Annotated in this window: 14 protein-coding genes; 11 read left to right on the forward strand and 3 right to left on the reverse strand. The window is 57.5% G+C overall.

Annotation, left to right across the window (positions count from 1 at the left end; genetic code table 11):
• Positions 1-64: 64 nt before the first annotated feature.
• On the forward strand, positions 65-973 hold the full coding sequence (locus CFI11_RS06090; RefSeq protein WP_165390194.1) for a LysR family transcriptional regulator: 909 nt from the start codon (positions 65-67) through the stop codon (positions 971-973).
• A 117-nt stretch (positions 974-1090) separates the two neighbouring features.
• Here CFI11_RS06090 and CFI11_RS06095 read toward each other — a convergent pair whose 3' ends face one another.
• Positions 1091-1474 carry a RidA family protein gene (locus CFI11_RS06095; RefSeq protein ID WP_130404063.1) on the reverse strand — a complete coding sequence of 128 codons (384 nt, stop codon included), beginning with the start codon at positions 1472-1474 and terminating at the stop codon, positions 1091-1093.
• A 458-nt stretch (positions 1475-1932) separates the two neighbouring features.
• Here CFI11_RS06095 and CFI11_RS06100 point away from each other — a divergent pair, with 458 nt between their 5' ends.
• The 9 genes from CFI11_RS06100 (at position 1933) to CFI11_RS06135 (ending at position 14293) form a co-directional block, all read left to right on the forward strand.
• Entirely contained in the window at positions 1933-3633 is a 1701-nt protein-coding gene (locus CFI11_RS06100) for a site-specific integrase (protein WP_130404065.1), read from the forward strand.
• Positions 3630-4226, forward strand: coding sequence for a hypothetical protein (locus tag CFI11_RS06105; protein ID WP_130404067.1), 597 nt, complete (start codon positions 3630-3632; stop codon positions 4224-4226). The genes CFI11_RS06100 and CFI11_RS06105 overlap by 4 nt, the downstream gene beginning before the upstream one ends.
• Before the next feature lie 774 nt (positions 4227-5000).
• On the forward strand, positions 5001-5984 hold the full coding sequence (locus tag CFI11_RS06110) for a hypothetical protein (RefSeq protein ID WP_254449032.1): 984 nt from the start codon (positions 5001-5003) through the stop codon (positions 5982-5984).
• Between the two features lie 68 nt (positions 5985-6052).
• Positions 6053-6949, forward strand: a complete 897-nt coding sequence (locus CFI11_RS06115) for a site-specific integrase (RefSeq protein WP_254449033.1) — start codon at positions 6053-6055, stop codon at positions 6947-6949.
• 119 nt (positions 6950-7068) lie between these two features.
• Positions 7069-8118: a hypothetical protein gene (locus CFI11_RS24590; protein ID WP_254449034.1), complete on the forward strand. Its 1050-nt coding sequence runs from the start codon at positions 7069-7071 to the stop codon at positions 8116-8118.
• Positions 8115-10907: an Eco57I restriction-modification methylase domain-containing protein gene (locus tag CFI11_RS06120; protein WP_254449035.1), complete on the forward strand. Its 2793-nt coding sequence runs from the start codon at positions 8115-8117 to the stop codon at positions 10905-10907. Before CFI11_RS24590 ends, CFI11_RS06120 begins: the two co-directional genes overlap by 4 nt.
• 11 nt (positions 10908-10918) lie before the next feature.
• On the forward strand, positions 10919-12427 hold the full coding sequence (locus tag CFI11_RS06125; protein ID WP_130404071.1) for a helix-turn-helix domain-containing protein: 1509 nt from the start codon (positions 10919-10921) through the stop codon (positions 12425-12427).
• The gene (locus CFI11_RS06130) at positions 12424-13305 is read left to right on the forward strand and encodes a hypothetical protein (RefSeq protein WP_130404073.1); all 882 of its coding nucleotides are present in this window, start codon (positions 12424-12426) and stop codon (positions 13303-13305) included. Before CFI11_RS06125 ends, CFI11_RS06130 begins: the two co-directional genes overlap by 4 nt.
• Positions 13306-13798: 493 nt before the next feature.
• A complete protein-coding gene (locus CFI11_RS06135) occupies positions 13799-14293 on the forward strand; it encodes a DUF2971 domain-containing protein (protein ID WP_165390195.1) in 495 nt (164 codons plus the stop codon).
• A gap of 1267 nt (positions 14294-15560) precedes the next feature.
• Here the strand turns inward: CFI11_RS06135 and CFI11_RS06140 are convergent.
• Positions 15561-16292: an SDR family NAD(P)-dependent oxidoreductase gene (locus tag CFI11_RS06140; protein ID WP_130404077.1), complete on the reverse strand. Its 732-nt coding sequence runs from the start codon at positions 16290-16292 to the stop codon at positions 15561-15563.
• Positions 16285-17367: a mandelate racemase/muconate lactonizing enzyme family protein gene (locus tag CFI11_RS06145; protein ID WP_130404079.1), complete on the reverse strand. Its 1083-nt coding sequence runs from the start codon at positions 17365-17367 to the stop codon at positions 16285-16287. Before CFI11_RS06145 ends, CFI11_RS06140 begins: the two co-directional genes overlap by 8 nt.
• 148 nt (positions 17368-17515) lie before the next feature.
• Here CFI11_RS06145 and CFI11_RS06150 point away from each other — a divergent pair, with 148 nt between their 5' ends.
• Complete coding sequence (locus tag CFI11_RS06150; RefSeq protein ID WP_130404081.1) at positions 17516-18487, forward strand: SMP-30/gluconolactonase/LRE family protein; 972 nt, start codon at positions 17516-17518, stop codon at positions 18485-18487.
• The last annotated feature ends 21 nt before the right edge of the window (positions 18488-18508 follow it).

The following is an 18508-nucleotide window of genomic DNA, read 5'->3' on the forward strand; positions in this document are numbered from 1 at the left end:
GTTGCTGGATCAGCTACGGGAGATGCTGTAAGTGCAAATGGGTGTAGACAAAATCACAACAGTCATGCGCAACGCAGCAGAACTCGCCTTTCTCAAAACAATCCAGCTTGGCTCAATCAGAGCGGCGGCCCGCGCCCTCGGACAAGATCCATCAGGCGTCTCGCGCAGGATCACGCAACTCGAACAGCGGCTTGGTGCGCACCTGGTCGACCGCTCCGGCGGCAAAACCTCTGTGACCGAGCAAGGCCGCCTTTATTACGAGCGCCTCAAGGTGATCATTGAGCAGTGGGATGCGCTCGAGGCCGAAGTGAGTGGGGAAGTGCTGCATCCCAGTGGAATGCTCCGCGTCACGGCATCGATTGATTTTGGACAGGAGTTTGTGACGGACTGGCTTCTCGAATTTCGTGCGTCTTACCCGCAGGTCGATTTCGACTTGGTCCTGTCGGGCGGCTATCTAGATCTGAGCCAGAACGTCATTGATGTTGCGATCAGGGTCGGGCGGCTTCCGGACTCCAGTCTGATTGCGCGCAAACTCGCCTCCGTACCGCGCGTTCTGGTCGCCTCTCCAAAATATCTGGAACGGGTGGGCGTTCCACAAACACCGGATGACCTGTCCGACCATGAGTTCGTCTTTTTCTCATCCCGAAACCGAACGGAAAAACTGTTCCTACAAGACGACAGCGGCAAGACCTTTGAGGTCGCCCGTAGCGGCGGTGTGGCGGTCAATGCCGTCCGCTCCGCAGTCAAGGCTGTTCAGGCAGGTCAAGGCATTCACAGTGGCCCGCTTTGGGCGTTCGCCGATCTTATCGACAACGAGGAGGTCACGGTTGTCTTGCCAAGCTACAAGCAGAATGCTGCGCCGCTTTATGCCGTGCGACAGCCTGCCGTCATCGTTCCCGCGCGCATATCCGAGTTCGTTGAATTCATCGCGAACAAAGCCGCAGGCGTTAACGGCTTGATCAGCTCCAGGTAATGGGCCACGATGAAAACCGGACGCGGCCAAATGGTGATGCTGCGCTGTTTCCAAGGTCGACTTCGAGCCCGAACCTAGTAGGTGCTGCGCCAACAGCAAATATCTGCTCCGGCCTCCCTATGAGGCAGCGATTACCTCAATCTCCAACAGCCATGCTTCATCATAAATTCCTGTGATGATCACGGTCAAAGCCGCTTCAAGGTTACCTAGCACCTCGCGTCGAACTTCAGAGTTGATTTGGCGATACCGCCGATCGCTGAGAAAGGTCGTATGTTTTATAATGTTCTCAAGTCCCATGTCTGCTGCATGGAGTTGTGCTTCGACGTTGCGCCAAGCCAGTTCGGCCTGCTCTCGAAATGTCTCCGGCACCTTTCCGTCTCTTGAGACAGGTATCTGTCCGCTGACGTATACGACGCGCTGTGCGCCAGTTGTTTCGACGGCTTGCGCGTACCCGCCCGAGGCTCCGGGGGCATCCGGTGAGTTGATGCTACGTCGGTTCATAGTGAAGTCCGTAGGCCGTTCAGTTTTGACGAGGCTCTTAGAAAGCGGACGCAAATTCAACTCCCAAAAAAGCCATTCGAACGGAGAACAGAAACGGCAGCTTCGTCCGCACTGCGGACTATAAAGAGTTGGTGGTTTACGCATCTGCAGCCAATGTCCGGATCGGTCGTCGTACCGCAGCCTCTGGCCTAGGCGGAGGAAGGCAGCGATGGGCGGGCGCCAGTGTCTTCTGCTAGAGAGACAAACCGAGTCAGTTGAAAACAAACTGTGGTATCAAATGTGGTATAGAATGGTTACATCGGTGTGAAAATTCATATTTTTCATCGGCTTGTGAGCATATCAAGACTTCCTTCGTCTTCGCCACAGACCTTCTAACTTGCTGATATTAAACGATCCGGCTTTCTGGGAAGGCCTGAGCCGTTGCACTGGTCCAGTCTGGTGGTACAGTGAGGGCAAGGATGGCCAGCTTCCCCAGGCTCGTTCAACGCGGACGGGTCTTCTATTTCAGAGCAGCTATTCCCGGCGACATCGTGCGTTTTGCGGACCGATACGAGATCAAACGCTCGCTCAGGACCGTTGATCGGAAGATCGCAAACCTGCGCTGCGCCCAGTTAAGCCTGAACATCGACAACCTGTTCGCGGAGGTGCGCAGAATGGCTCAAGTACAAGATCAGATGTTGGATCAGTCGATCCGGGACTACTTCGCGGCGGCCTTGGCAGAAGGACAGGAGTTCGTGGAGGTCTTTGCCCCCGAACCTGAGGTGGACGTCCAAGACTGTGCGTTCGACATTTTGGCGCGGATGGGGGCCAACCGTTCCCGCCTTGCCGTCAGGAAGTTCGACAAATGGGAGCGGAACGAAGCTGAGGGCCTCGTGGGGGCCATACCTCCAGAGAAGGTCTCAAGCCGCTATCAGGCGCTCCAACGCGCTCAGGAGGGCATCCTCAGAGCCAAAATCGAGGCCGACCGTATTCTGCTCGCCAAACTTGGTGGAGACTACAGCAAGGCCGAGGTTATGGAGCCGATGTTCAAGGACGTCACCGCGACAGTGTTGGAATACACCAACACTCCAGCCCAACCGTCAATTTCGGTCGAAGATGCAGCGCAACAGTATCTGGCGCACATATCGGTTTCAGCCAAGCTAAAGACAGTCGGAGATGTTCGATTGTCGATGGAAGTCGCCAAGGCTGTGATTGACTTCGACATGCCAATAGCGGCCCTAGACATCGCGGACATGAAAGCCTTCCGGGATCTGGTTGGCAAACTTCCAGCGCACTATCAGAAGAAAGCCCTGACCCGTGATCTTCCCCTTTTGGAGGCTGTGGAGGCTGGGGCCGATTTGCCGAAGATGTCATATGAGACGCAGAAGAAGCGCTTCGACATGTTCAAACGCTTTCTTGCCTGGGCCGTGAGCGAGGAGCACATCGACCGAGTTCCTGGCAATGATTTGAAGCTGTTGGTCAAAAAGCCGCCGAAGGGCGTCCCCCGTCGCCTTCCATACTCCCCCGAGCACTTGGACATGATTTTTAGTTCTCCAGTTTGGACGGGACGGCGAACGACGAAACACTCTGGCGTTCCCGGAGAGTTGAAGCGGAAAGATGGCAAGTATTGGGTGCCGATCATCGCGCTCTACTCGGGGATGCGGGCAGGAGAAATCATCCAGCTTCTCAGGAGCGACATCAAAGAACAGGACGGGATTTGGTACTTCGATGTGTGCAAGTTCGAGGATGATGGTGAAGCCGACATTGAGGTCGTGAAAGGCTTGAAAACCGGGTCAAGCTATCGGCGCATCCCGATCCACTCTGAAATCCTGAAACTCGGCTTCCTCAATTTCGTCAAACGTGCAGGCAAGGATCGCCTGTTCCCGGACATCCGGGAGGGCAGCGACGGGACTTATTCGCAGACTTGGTCAAAGTTCTGGGGCAATTACGGGACGAAGTGGGGTTTCAGGTCGAAACTGCACGTTTTCCACAGCTTCCGACACAACTTCGTGGATGCGCTGCACGAGGCCAATGTCACCGACGCTGTGGCAATGCAGCTTTGCGGTCACGCCGACGATGCAGCACACTGGAGCTACGGCAAGGGCGTGTCTATCAGCCGCCTCAAAGAGGAGATCGAGAAGATTTCGTACCCGGTTGAAATTCCTGGGGCGGATTGGTGACCAAGATGTCTGGTGCCAACAAGAGCCCGTTGAAATCAGCAAAGGCTAAAGACGAGATGCTCAAAGCGCTTTCAGTCGGTAAGTCAAAAGCCAAGTCCGCATTTGTCCCGTATAAAAAGCAGCAGGCATTGAGCAAAACGGCCAAGAAGGCTGCCGAGGCAAACGCAAAGTGGGAGCGGCCCAACCTTTTTGCTCTCTGCAGGAAACTTTCTGGGGGCGATGTCTTCGCTGCCACGCTGCTGTTCCACATCCTATACGTTTGGAGGAACCGCAAAAAGAAGCTTCAGCGACACAACAAAGAATGGCTGGCTCATACCAGGATAGCTTGGGCGCACGCGGCGGGAATAACCGAAAGTGAGATGAATAAGCGAGCGCTCCCAAGGCTTCGAAAGTATGCCGGAGAGTTCCTCACCATACGTGCCATGGGCAACGGTTCGGATAAGAAGACCTGGGTTCACGTCGATGAGATTGGCCTAAAGGAGGCAATTGACAGCTCAAAAATGTTCCCTTGGAACGAGTTTCAGAAGGCGCTCAATGGCGTCGGTCCAGGGAACGAAAAGCAGCCAGCCAACCACTATCAGAAGGACATCTGATCGGATGGTTGCGGAAATGCCGTTTTCGCGTTTTGACAACGTTTTATAAAGTAGCCCGAACCGCCACGTTTAAGTACTTAACTACGTTAAGTACTCGGAGAGACATCCAATATAGAGAAACAATGTCATATTATCTTACGATAATATGACGGCATGGTTCGCGGGGCTCACATGCCAGACAACCTGTAACATCATGACATGTAAACCCGAAGACTAGCTAGACGCGCTCAGTCTCGCGCGCCGCTACAACGCAAAAAAACCGATGATCAATTTCTGCTTCGACCAATAGGTCATAGTCGTTCCACCGGACATCATCGGTGTTGGTTCAAGTGAAGCCGCCCACCTGCGTGTTCAAGCGATCGGCAATGTCTCTGGGACAAGTATTGAGAAGCGCGGATTTTGAGACCTGATCCAACAATCTAGGCCCGATTGTGAAAACTCAAAAGTGGAAACTCACGAATTTCTGCTAGGGGACATTATGTAGTAAGAAAACCCCAAATCTGGTGTTCTGCAATTAATTGCAATCAACATGGAGCGTCAGCATCGGCCTATTTCTTATCCAATCGGCCGATTTTCCTTCCCATGATGGTGCCATAGGGTACGCTCAAGCTGGGTCAGATGATCTCGCCCCCTCTCGCACACCAAGGAGGGACAGCGATGACACCACACCCAGCTCTCACCCGATTTCAGACAATTGCCGCGCAGGAGATTGCAGCTCTTGATCCGGGGCCAAGGATCGCCCCGCTCGACACCACAGAATGGATTGCCAACAGCATGTTGCAAAAGGCAATCCGCAGAAACCGCCCGCACGCTGCGCGTCAAGCCGGACGATTTTTGTTGGCGGTAAATGGGAACACTCTTCTCCGCCGCCTCAATGCCATCGCTGCTGAGGACATCGGGTTAGCCGACATCCACACTGTAGGCATCGCGGCTGCGTGCTTGGCCCGAAAGACGATCCGCCGCCAATTGGGCGGGGACGCACTTGTGACTGACTACCTGATCCGCCGAATGTGTGACGCCCGCAAATCACGTGCAGCGGATGACTTGCTCATGGCCATCGAGACGTGGCCTGATCTCAGCGGCGACCGAACCCGCTTTGCTGAGATGTCGAACAACCGTTTGCGGTCTATCGTGCTTGGGTGCCGCGACCTCGACCGCAAGGCTTTGGCGCTTTGGTACTTGGTCGGAACCCGTCGTTGTGCCAGCGATCACTTGACCTACCGGGTTGGTGATCCTGCTATTGCGTTCCAGACGCTCTCAGACTTGGGTGTAGCCCCCACGCTCGTGGCCATCGCACAAGAGAACTTCACCAAGACCCAGTCGATGCTGGCCCCGTTTGTCGCGCTGTTGTCCCTTGAGAACGACATCGTCGCAACCGGGGTTGGAGACGATCAGACCCCGGTTGAAGACTTCATCGGAGACGTGCCGAGTTGGGCGCACGATCAATACACGCGACCTGGCAAGATGGCCCTGCGGCGTCTGTGCTCGGAAGAAGCAGGCATGGTGGAGTGGTTGCACGCGCACGTGCCATCTCGCAGCCGACTGAAGGTGGCGGGCGAATTGCTTTTTCGGGTCGAGGGTCAATGTCTGTCTCGACGAGCTGACGGGCCTTTGAGCTTAAAGCTGCGGGAGCGTTGGGTGTCCGAGTGCCTCAGCCTTCCGCCTGATGTAACGCGCAGCGGGATGGCTGCGATGTTGGCCGCGATCCCGACGTTAAACCAGATACGAAAGGATGTGCTAACGGGGGTGCAGTCATGAGCGGTTTGGTCCTAAACCGGGATAATCCTTTCTTATCCCGGCCCACAGAAGGCGCGGGATGCCCCGGTTTGACGTCTGACGAAGCCGTCGAGCACTTCATCCGCGAAAGCCTGTCCGAAAACACGCGCAAAGCCTATCGCTCCGATCTGGCCCATTTCGCAGATTGGGGCGGTTCGCTCCCGGCCACCGCCGATATGGTCGCCCGCTATCTGGCACATCACGCCGAGGCATTGGCCCCGTCCAGCCTCGCACGGCGTTTGGCAACCCTAAGCAAGGTTCACGAGGCGAATGCCTGTCCGAACCCCTGCCGTAGCGAAATCGTCCGCGCCACCATGCGGGGGATCAAACGGGTGAAGGGCACGGCACAGGATCAAGCTCGCCCACTTCTGCGCGAAGACCTGTTCACCCTGCTGGACGCGCTTGGGGACGATCCCCGCGCCTTCAGGGATCGGGCCTTGCTGCTGATCGGTTGGGCCGGTGGTTTCAGGTCGTCGGAACTGGTAGGGCTTGATCTTGTAGACATTGAAGAAGTCCGCGAGGGACTGGTGCTGCATCTGCGCCGCTCTAAGACTGACCAGACGCGCCAAGGCCGAAAGATCGGCATCCCGCTCGGTCGTACCCGTCATTGCCCAGTCGCCGCGTTGTCCGCATGGCTCGATGCTCAGCGAGTGAATGACGGTCCAATCTTCCGCCCCGTTGACCGCCACGGCAATGTTCAGCCCGACCGTCTGCGCTCAGACGCCGTATCCACGATCCTGCGCAACCGCCTCAAGAACGCAGGCATCGACCCAGAAAGCTATTCAGGCCACAGCCTCCGCGCTGGCCTCGCCACCAGCGCGATCAAAGCCGGGGTGCCCACTCACAAGGTGCGAGCACAAACCGGCCATGCCTCGGACCTGATGCTGTCACGTTATGTGCGTGATGCGGGCTTGTTCGATGGGAACGTTGCTGGGGTGTTGCTTTAGTTATTCAACTGCCGATTGCCTTGTGTTCGGAAGGCATGAGCGAAATAGTGCTGGGTGAGAGCAAGGAGGCTTTCAGTGCAGCACCAAGTCGCAGATTGTTGTTTCGGAGTTCTTCGCCAATGAGCGAAATTCAGAACTCCTTTATTTCGAAATCCTTTTTGCGTTCCGTTTGGGCGCACGAATTTGAAACCTTTAAGGACAGCACCGAAGAAGCTGAGCTGATTGAACGGCTCCGGCGATGGGCTGCGCGAGGTAGCCAGAAAGAAACCACTGCGCAATCGGCGTTGCTGCAAGAATTCTTCGGGGCGACCTGGGGTTATATCCAAGCGGGTCAGGCAGGCGGCGAAGCGAATTATTCCCTTTTCCCTGCTTTTCCGGTCGCAGGCGCTGGTCAGCGTGGGGGTATGGAAGAGGCCGATGCCGCCCTTGGCTTCTTTACCCCGGATGAAGCGTCTCCCGTTCCTCAGGTGCTTGTCGAGTTCAAAGACATCAAAAGCGCGCTCGATGCTCCTCAGAAGCGAAAGGGCAATTCGAGATCGCCGGTAAAGCAGGGTCTGGACTATCTCTATGCCAGCCGAAAGGGCATGTTTGGTTATGAACCAATCATTCCGACTTGGGCAATCGTTACGGATATGAATGAATTCCGCCTTTATTGGGCGGATCGCGGCGAGCGGCAATACATCCGCTTCGCAATCGAAAAGAAAGACCTTCTTCAGCACGCCACCTTGTTGGACGACATGGACGAAGGCCGCTTTGACCGGTTTCTATTCTCGCGCCTGTTCCACCGCGATACCCTGATCGTCAGCGGCACCAGTGGCCGCGCTCAGCTACTCTCGCTGATCCAGCAACAGCGGTTCCGCCAAAGCGAGCTGGAGAACCGCTTCTACGCTGAGTATCGCGGGTTCCGGGAACACCTCTACCGCACCCTGCTTGAGCACAACGGACCAGATACGGACCGCTTCCCCGGCACCAAGGGGCGTCTGGTGCGAATGGCCCAGAAAATCCTCGACCGGGCGATTTTCGTGTTCTTCTGCGAAGACATGGGCCGCGCTCTGGGCTTCCCGCCGCAGCTCCTGCGCGATTATCTGATCCGACAGGCCGACGATCAGTATTTCGACCTCAAAGGCGGGAAATCTGGCAATGGCTGCGCCGCCTCTTCACGGCGATGAACGATGGTCGGGCCTTTGGCGATCACCAGATCAATCAGTTCAACGGCGGCCTGTTCGCGCCCGATCCTGATCTTGAAAAGCTGCACATCCCCAACAGCATCTTCTGCGAGCGTGGGCAGGGTCAGAACGAGGCCAGCCTTGCCGCCAACAAGCTGACGCTGCTCTACCTTTCCGCGAACTACAACTACGCCTCCAGCTGGGGGGAAGGTGTGGTCAATGACGAGCATGCCCCTTCGGCCAAGCGCGACCCGGAGCGCAGCATTGGCCTGTATACGCTCGGTCGCATCTTCGAACAGTCGATCACCGAACTGGAAATCCTCGAAGCCGAGGAAGAAGGCCGCAAATCGGTCAACAAGGAGAGCAAGCGCAAGCGCGATGGCGTCTACTACACGCCCGAATGGGTCGTAGAGCGGATCGTTGATGAAACGGTGGGCCGTCGCCTGATCGACCTGAAAGTTGCCTGTGGCTGGCCGTCCGACAAGCAGGATAAGCTACCGACGATTGAGGCGATTGACGCCTACGAGGCAGAGCTGCGCGACATCCGCATCGTTGATCCGGCCTGCGGCTCTGGCGCCTTCCTGATCACGACGCTCGCCTACCTGCTGGACGAATGGAAAGCGCTCCGCGATCTGCGCCGCCAACTGGGGCAGAAGATGGCGGAAGAAGACTGGACCGACGCAGCCGTGCGCGAAATCCTGCGTCGCAACCTCTACGGCGTGGATATCAACCCGGCGTCGGTCGAGATCACCAAACTTGCGCTCTGGCTCCATACGGCGCGATCCGACAAGCCCCTGTCGTCGCTCGACAACCACATCCGCGATGGAAACAGTCTGATCGGGCCGGAGTTCTACAACGGCCTCGCCCCCTACAGCGAGGATGAGAAAGAGCGGATCAACGCCTTTGACTGGCAGGCCGCATTTCCCGGCGTGTTCGAGCGCGGCGGGTTCGATGCGGTTGTCGGCAACCCGCCCTATGTGAAGCTCCAGAATTTCCGCAAGGTCCATGCTGACATGGCCGCGTTCCTGAAACGTGACCCGGAGGAAGGCGGCGTCTACCACAGCACCCAGACCGGGAATTTCGACCTCTATCTGCCTTTCATCGAAAAAGGCATCCAGCTTCTGAACGACGCTGGTCGCTTGGGCCACATTGCCCCGTCCGTCTGGCAGATGAACGAGTATGGCGCGGGGCTGCGCGGTGTGGTCGCGGCTGGACATCACCTCTGGGGCTGGATCGACTTCGGCTCGCACCAGATTTTTGATGAGGCGACGGTCTACACCGCGCTGATGTTCTTCTCGAAACATCCAAACGACGAAGTGGCCGTGGTGCAGGCCCCGAACGGGGTTGTGGCCGAAAGCCCGTGGGAGGCCGAGGATATCCGCTTGCCCTATGACCGGCTGACCTTTGGGGACCGCTGGCTGCTGGTGACAGGGGGCGAGCGCGACCTGATCGACAAGCTGACGGGGAACGGGGTGCGGCTGGATGACCCCGCCGTGACGCGCAACATCTTTGTCGGCATTCAGACCAGTGCCGATCACATCTATCACCTGAAACGGTTGGGGCCGAACCGCTACGAGGAAAAGCCGCCGAAAGGGGCAAAGCGCGGGCGTGTTGTCCAGATCGAAGACGAGATCATGAAGCCGCTGGTGTCTGGCGCAGAAGCCAACCGCTATCTGACCCCGCAGACCGATACCTACCTGTTGTTCCCCTACAGCCTGAGCGGCAATCGCCCGAACCTGATCCCGGCCAGCACTATGCGGGCGCAATTTCCGAATGCCTGGGCCTATCTCTCAGGGCATGAGGAAGAGCTCCGCGCCCGCGAGAGTAAGAAGATGGACCTCGATGATGGGTGGTGGGCCTACAACTACCCGAAAAACCTCGACAAGCAGGAAGCAGCCAAACTCATGGTAGCTCAGACCGTAAACCGGATGCAGGTCACGGCTGATAGCGAAGGGGTCTTCTACATCAACAACGTCCGGGTGAACGGCATCATGCCCGCTCGGGGTGTGTCCCTGTGGGGCACCTTGGCCGCGCTGAATGCCAAGCCCTGCGACTTCTACTTCCGCAAGACTGCAAAGCCCAAGGACAACGGATATTTCGAGGCGAACAAGCAGTTCATCAAGTATCTGCCGATCCCGGTCGCGGAGGGCGATGACAACGCGGCGCTGGCTCGTGACGCCGAACGTCTACAAGAGTTGCATGACCAGCTGAGGCGGGCGCTGGACGATATCGCCCGCCGCATGGGGTCGGTCCGCATCCGGCCTCGCCCGGATGACTGGCTGTTCCCTGATCTGCCCGATCTGGATGAGTTGAAAGACGCCGCCCCCAAGCGCCTGATAGGCACCGACCGCCGCAAATGGGCCAAAGACCGCCTCGCTCGCGAGGTCGAGACCCGCCAAGCCGCGCTCGAAGAACACCTCAAACCCGGTGTCCCCCTGTCGGCAGAGCTGGAACGAGGCGAGCTGCGCGTCCTGATCGACGGCATCCCCGCCCTCACAGGGATCTTCCCACCCCCCGAACAGGCCCCGTTCATCCTCGCCCAATGGAAGGTGCTGGCCAGCCGAACCGAGGTCAGCGCCCGCATGACCGGCAAGAAACTAGCGACCGAGTTAAAGAAGGTGGCGCTCAGCGCGGACGATCACATCATGGCGGACGTAATCCGCCTGCAAGAAGAGATCGCCACCGCCGAGACCGAGATCGCCACGCTGGAGACCCGGATCAACCAGACGATCTATCGCCTGCACGATCTGACCCCGGACGAGATCGCGATGATCGAGGCCGCTGTGCAGTAAGGGGGGTGTCGATGCCGCGCAGATCAATCACGGACGAAGAAATCGGCCTGATCAAGGCGATGCTGCGCCGGGGAATGCGCAACCGTGACATCCAGTTTTATTTCAACAGGCAGGATCGCCCGGTCAATTCGGGCCGGATCACGGGGATACGATCTGGCAACTATGGCCCCGAGGTTCCAGAGGCGACAGACGCCGCACTCGATGCTTATCTAGCTACCTTCGCGCCTGCCGAAGTGGGAGTTGTGATTGAAGGCGGGGAGCAACGTGAGCCGACGATGGCCGAGATAGCGCAAGCGCGGTTCGTCCGGCGCGAAAACGGCAACTGGTATCTTGCGGAAGGTGAGACGTCCGAACAGGAATGCAAGGTCCAGTTTGAGCCGCGTCGAATGGAACCAATTATCCGAGCCATTGCAGCCTTGGCGAACAACCGAGGTGGCTTCGTATTCATCGGCGTCGGCGATCCCGAATGTCGCGTCGTAGGAATGCCCGATACGGCATTCCAAGATACCGACATCGTGAGAATTACGGACAAGGCAAAGACGCTCCTGACGCCGACACCCTCCTTTTCGAAGGATGTGATAGAGGTCGACGGCCATGCCGTGGGCGTGCTCTTCGTTGAAAAGTACCCCACACCGCCGGTGATCGTCTGCCGGGACGCGAATGGGCTTGAAGATGGGACGATCCTTTTCCGCTATCCGGGGCAATCTGGAAAGATCAAGTTTGGCGATCTGCTGGCCATGCTTCGCGAACGCGACCGAGCGGCGACACATAGCTTACTGGACAGTGCCTCCCGCCTTAGCGAGATCGGAACGGACCGGGCGTTGATCGTGGATACGGAAAAAGGAGAGATGGATGCAGGTTCAAAGCGTATCGTGATTGACCGTACGTTGGCCGATCAACTTGATTTCATTCGTGAAGGAGAATTCGACGAACGTGCCGGTGCACGTGCCTTGAGGCTAGTTGGGGATGTTCATGCCGTTGACCCCGAGGGGCACGTAGTCGAGCGCGTTGAAGGCCGAGCGCTCGACGCTGACGCTGTGTTGCGGGCCTATCTGAGCCATGAAGTGGTTCGCGCCCCTCTCGAATATGTCTGCATATCTGCAAAGGTTCAGCGGCAGTGGCTGCCGCTCCTTTACTTCGTCAGGCTGGCAAGTGGGGATATCGACGCTGCGATTGAGGCACTCGACGCGACCAACGCCGTCTATCGGGTTTCGAAAGCAAATGCCCTAGAACGCCTTCGAGGGCAGAGGTCCGCGTTCGAACGGCCCGGTGGCGCGATCCTTGAGGTGGTAGCAGATTTGCAAGCTGGTCGGCTTGACGATCTGCGTCAGCGGTTCAACGATTTTCAGATCGTGCGCGGCATGCGCGGTCTGCCAGATGGCTTTGAACCGACCGCCCCAATTTATGACCTGCTTCTCGACATCTATGGGGATGCGGGCAACAACGCCAGTGTTCAGAGCGGTGTTTTCAGAGCCGCCGCCCGCCTTGATGAACTCGAATTTGCGAGACCACTTGAATGACCAAAGTCTTCTTTACCTATGTCTGGGGGCCACCTGGTGATCCCGCATGGCCTATGACGTTCGCATCTAAAGCTGCTCGGTCTCACGCGAAGCGTTTTCTGACGGAGGGTGACCTAGTTTTCACAGTTGGCACGAAGTCTGAACCCACCCCCGTTGAGCATCAAGGCAAGGTTCTGGGTGTTTTCCGAGTGTCAGATTTGGAGGTCTCCACGATTGATTACGACCTGCCAAGGCGTCACGATAACCCTGAATATGACGGAGTGATCCGGCATCCATATGCACTTCATCCGATTGAAGCTTGGGAAATAACCGCGACACATTCTAAATTCTCTGAATTGGTTGGACCGCTGACCGGCAAGCATCATCTTCAAGCCCAGTCCAAAGTGGTTGAACTCGACGAGATCACAGCTGCACCGCTTGTCGAGCTTGATAAACGGCAGGTGACCCCGGCACTTCCAAAGACCGAGTTTGGATTGGGCCGGGTTGCGAAGAAGAACAGCAAGCTTGCACCGAAGCATCAGGGTTCCCACTCGGTGACGTTCGGTGCGCACGACCTCTGGTACGTCTACGCGCTCGTTTTGAGAGATGCGAAGAAGAAGGTTCTTGCAGTCAAAGTGGGGTATTCGCACGACCCCGAGGAGAGGAAGGCAGCCCACAATTGCCCTATGGCCTGGGAAGTGACTGGGCTGTCGTGGAACGTGGACTTCGCACAGCCGACCGCAAATGAGGACACGGCACGAGATATCGAACAGGCCATGCTCACGAAATATGCAGAGCACAAGTTGGACAGCAATGGAGAGATATTGGCCAAGGTTGATCCAATGCTCGTTGCCGCCGATATAGCAAATCTCTTGCGGACCCGTTCCGCCCCCAATTGAGCTTATGAATTCTGGGCTTTTGACGGATTGTCCTCAATAACGGCGATGCTTAACGCACAGAATTGGTGGAACTTTTTGGCGGGCAACCCTTCCACTGGTACAGTCAACTGGTACAGTGGGCGCACAAACCAGCGCATCTGCCTCAGCCAACCTATTGTATTCGTTTAATCAGCAGAAAATCTCAGGCGATCCCTTCGTCTCCGCCATTTCCAATTGATTTCATTGGATAAAATAGAACATCGGCCATTCCTACCCACGAACTACCCACAGCCTGAAAGGGCCTTGGAATGGCCGAAACCTTCGATCTAGACGACTTCGACAACCCGCCATCGCAGCCGCGATATCTGTACAAGTACCTCTCTGCGGAGCGTGTCGGCAACGTCTTGGAGGGTGGAACCGTTCGGTTCACGCCCCTTATGAACACGAACGATACCTTTGAGGTACGTTCGAAGAGCTGGTAGGCCCCAAGTCTATTGCGATGCTATCGGAGCAGATGGACACGACAGTATCCGAGGCAAACGTGCGCGAGATGATCGCGGAGGAACGAAAGAAGTATGGGCTTGGTTTCCTGCCCCCAGACGTTGCAATAAAACTTGTCGAGCAACAGACGGGGCAGAACCTTCTTACGACGCTGCGCACTCAGATGCAGTCTGCCGTTGACACCATGCTTTTCCCAACCTTCAACGACCCCAAAAACATTGAAGGTCTACTCGAAAAGTTGGGCCGTGAGTTGCTTTGTTTTTTGCTGTCCGGGCGTATGGACGTGGCCCCGATGTGGGCACACTACGCCGACAACAACAGCGGCTTTTTAGTCGCCTTTGACACCGAGCATGAATGGTTTCAGCGTCGAAAGGACGGACAGAAAACCCGTTTGCAAAAGGTGACTTACTTCGACGGTAAGGTTGAAGAACCCTTGGCAGATATTCAAGCCGCTCTCATTTCAAAAACTACGGCATGGGAATACGAACGCGAGTGGCGGCTATATTGAAGGAAGATCAGGTCGATAGAACCGTTGGTGATCCCGCTGATCCAATTCATCTACTGGATTTTCCGCCCGACGCCGTTGACCGCGTGATCTTGGGTCCGAAGACACGCGAGGAAACTGCGGAGAGAATACGCGATGCTTTGGCCGCAAGGTATCCGAATGCCCGGCTTGTTCGTGCCGTGCCGAACCGTGCGAACCATACCTACGACGAAGTGGACCCGTAGGAAGGCCGCGCCTCTATGAGACGCGGCCCCGGCGCGGTCTATGTCGCGCCTATGCGAAGGGGAATAGGCCGCAGGCTATTCCGCGCCTTCGCAGTCTCTTGTCACTAAGGATGCTTGCAAAGGGCTGCGACGGTCGGTCGAAGATCGGCGGGCAGTACGCGTCATTGCCCGGTGGCGGCTTTGTCGGCATGGCTCGAAAGGCTGGCAAACCACCGGGCCCCGTCCCGGTGCATGAAGGAGACATGCCCGATGGCTAAGAAAGATTTTGTGATGATCGAAACCGCACTGCTTCGAAGGAGGGGGTTCCGTTCGCTTGAGACGTGCTCAGAACGAAATGCTCACCTGACAGCGACACTGAGCACCCAAGCAAACTACATCGGTGTTTTCCGGTATCCGCTCGATTGGTTTTCAAGCGAGTCCAAGATCCGCAGAGAAGATTTGGTCCGAGTGGTACGTCGTCTCGAGGACGTTGGGCTAATCGAGTACGACGAAGAAGAGGAGAACCTAAGACTATGAGATTGGTTTTACACTTCGAACATTCGTACAAGTGCAAACATGGTGAAGCGCGCGGCCCGTGACTTTCTCAAATCTGAAGTGCCTCGGATTGCCAGTGTTTCTCGAGCGACCGCCGAATTCGTCGTGGTATCCTTGAAAGGCGTCAGTTATCAGCCCCACCTGAGTGGTCCAATTTGATTGTTAGTGTATGACTGGCCTTGGGTCCATTTGGACGATGGTTTCCGGTGCCGAACAGAACTAGTCACTTTTGACACATGCGTCATTGCGGGATAACTGAACCACTCACATAGTGTTGGTCGAAGTTGGAGCGAATGCGAATTTGGCCAGTAGATGCACACCTACCGAGGAAACCCGTTTCAGCGCGTTGTGATGCGCTGTTGCAGCGTTGGTTGGCTTCGGTATGCAGCTGGCCCTTAAGGCTTTGTGCTGCACCCGTTGAGCAAAGCCTAACGGCGCTCGGATCCTGCTTTGACTGATTTGTCGCAGCGCCTGCGGGTTCTCGACAGAGCCGGGGATTGATGTTTGATCGATCACCCGGCCATGTAGATGCCGCCATTGACGTGGATCACTTCGCCCGTCACGAAACTAGCGGCGTCGGAGGCTAGGAAGGCGATAGCCCGCGCGACCTCTTGCGATGTGCCAAACCTTGCAAGCGGCGTGGTGTACAATGCCTCATCCCCGCGGGCGGCCAAAAGACCAGCTGTCATTGGCGTTTCTATCACGCCCGGAGAGACCGCGTTTACCCGTATCTTGGGCCCCAGCTCACGTGCGAGGCTGCGGGTCAGCGCCAGAACCCCGCCTTTCGAAGCGCCGTAATGCGCGTGATTGAGCGACGCGCCCATATGGGCCGCCATCGACGTGAGATTGACGATCGAGGCGCCTTCCAAAAGGTGCGGAAGCGCGGCTTTTACTGTCAGAAACACCCCGTCAAGATTGACCGACTGTGTCGTGCGCCAGTCTTCGAAAGACATCTCTTGGAATGGGTGATCGCGGTAGATCCCGGCGGAGCATATAAGCCCGGACAAAGGGCCGAACCTGTCGGCCACAGCCGCCATGGCGCGGGTGATGGTGTCGGGATCGCTCACATCGCACGTGACTGACAGAGCGCGTTCAGCATGCGCTTGGTCATCTTCAAGTGTCGGTGCGCCGCGGTCGAGCAGCCCAACATTCGCGCCGAGACCAAGCATCAGCTTGGCGGTGGCAAGTCCGATACCGCTGGCTGCGCCGGTGATGACGAATGTCTTGCCGTTCAAATCAATCATTGCTTGGGTTCCTTTCGTTCTCCGCATGGATTTCGAGCGGTGCGCCGCGGACGAATGCCTGTGCGCGGTCCCAGTTGATTGCGATGCCGTTCCCTGCTTCCGCCCTTGGCGCTATCGCCCCGTTTTTGAGATCCGGCAGATCATCGAGAACGAGGTCCAGGGGGTCCGACCCAACGTCCGAGGGAATGATCTCGACCTGATCGACCGCGCGGGTCGCGCAGGCGAGGTGCGTATGGATTGGCGCAAACACATGCGGGAAAACAACTGTTCCACGCGCCTCGGCGTACGCGCAGGCCTGCACCGCTGCGGCCACTCCACCACAGGTGGTGGTATCGACGCGGAGATACCCCACAGTTTCAGCCAGCGCTGCGAGGGCGGGTAGCCCGGCAGCATCTTCGCCGGCGGCAACCGGCGTGGTAACGTCTGCCTGAAGCCGGGCCGTCAGCGCGTCGTACCCGGCGGGGAAGGGGTCTTCGACAAAGACAAAGCCGTAGTCGGCGATGTCGCGAAAAAATGCAGCGGCGGGGGCATGCTGTCTCCATGTCCAATGCGCATCGAGTGCGAGGGGCGCGTCCAGACGGGCGAGCGCGTCGCATAAGGCGCGGTCAAAGGCCGGCCGCGTGCCGTCGATCATGACCTTGACCCGCGCATAGCCTTCATCGAAGCGCTTCTGGGCCTCAGCCACGACGTTGGCCACATCGCGGTCTTGCAGGAAGTACCCGGCAACCGCAGTTGCGGGCACGGCCTCGCGTGCGCCTCCGAGAAGTTCAAATAGGGGCATCTTCGCCCGTTTTGCCGCAATGTCCCAAAGTGCGATGTCGATCAGGCTGATTGCGCGCGAAAGCTGTGCCTGCCCCGGCGGGCTTGCATCAACGAGCGCCGTGGCAATCGACTGAGGGCGGGCAGCATCGCGCCCCAAAACGGCGGGACTGAGGGCTTCAAGACAGCCGAGCAAGGGGGTGCCACGGGTGTATCCGATCGCCTGGCCGGTGATCCCCGCGTTGGTCTCCAACCTCAGGATGACGACATCGCGCGTTGAGATTCTCACCGGGCCAAGAATGACGGGTCTTGGCATCGGCAAGGCTAAGGTCGCGGCAGAAAGCGATGTGATGCGCACGGGAATCCTCAATGGTTGACAGGTTTCGCACCGCTCTAGCGGAAATGAATTCCTGTTGACAAGAAAATTATTATACGTATGTCTAACAACATCCAAGGAGGTCCAGATGCTGCAAACACTCGCACCCGGCGCCAATGCGCATGCGGTCCATACTCAAACCAAAGGCTTTCAGATCGAATGTATCGTTGCATGCGAAAACCATTTGGGTGAGGGTCCCGTCTGGGACGTTGGTGAAGGCGCGCTCTACTGGGTCGACTCGACCGGTCGACGCGTCGGGAAGGACGCGATCTGGCGTCTCGACCCCAAATCCGGTGACGTGCAAAGCTGGCGGCTAGACCGTGACATTGGCGCGATGGCGCTTTGCACAGACGGCAAACGTGCTGTGCTGGCCCTTGATGACGGGTTCTACGTATATGACTTTCGCTCGGGCGACCTCGAAGCGGCTGCCTTGATCGACCGACCGGACTCCCGGGTCCGTCTTAATGATGGCAAGGTCGATCGGCGCGGGCGGTTCATCGCTGGCGGGATGGACGACAGGGAAGAGTTGCCGTTGTGCGATCTCTGGAGCCTCGCCCCTGACTATTCGCTGAAGAAACTCGCAGGCGATATCATCTGCACCAACGGCCCGTGCTGGAGCCCTGATAATACACGGTTCTATGTGGCAGATACCTTCCGACATGAGATCTGGGCGCATGACTATGACATCGAGACCGGTGACATAGCGAACCGCCGCGTGTTCGCGTCGACCGATGGAGACGGTGGGTTTGCCGATGGTTCGACCATCGATGAGGAGGGGTATCTGTGGAACGCGCAGGTCATTTCGGGCGACCTGATACGCTATGCGCCTAATGGGGCGGTAGAACGGAGGATCTCCATGCCGGTCCGCAATATCACCAGTGTCATGTTCGGCGGGGACAACCTCGACGAAATCTACGTCACCTCAATGGCACGGGTTTCGCACCCGGCTGCCCACGAACACTTTGCTGCGGAGGCGAAACCGCAATTTGCGGCGGGATCGCTGTTCCGGATCACGGGGCTTGGCATCCGGGGCATCCCGGAGCCGCGGTTCGGCGGCTAACCGACAAAAGACAAGAGGGAG

The sequence above is a fragment of the Thalassococcus sp. S3 genome (assembly GCF_004216475.1).
Classification (GTDB): Bacteria; Pseudomonadota; Alphaproteobacteria; order Rhodobacterales; family Rhodobacteraceae.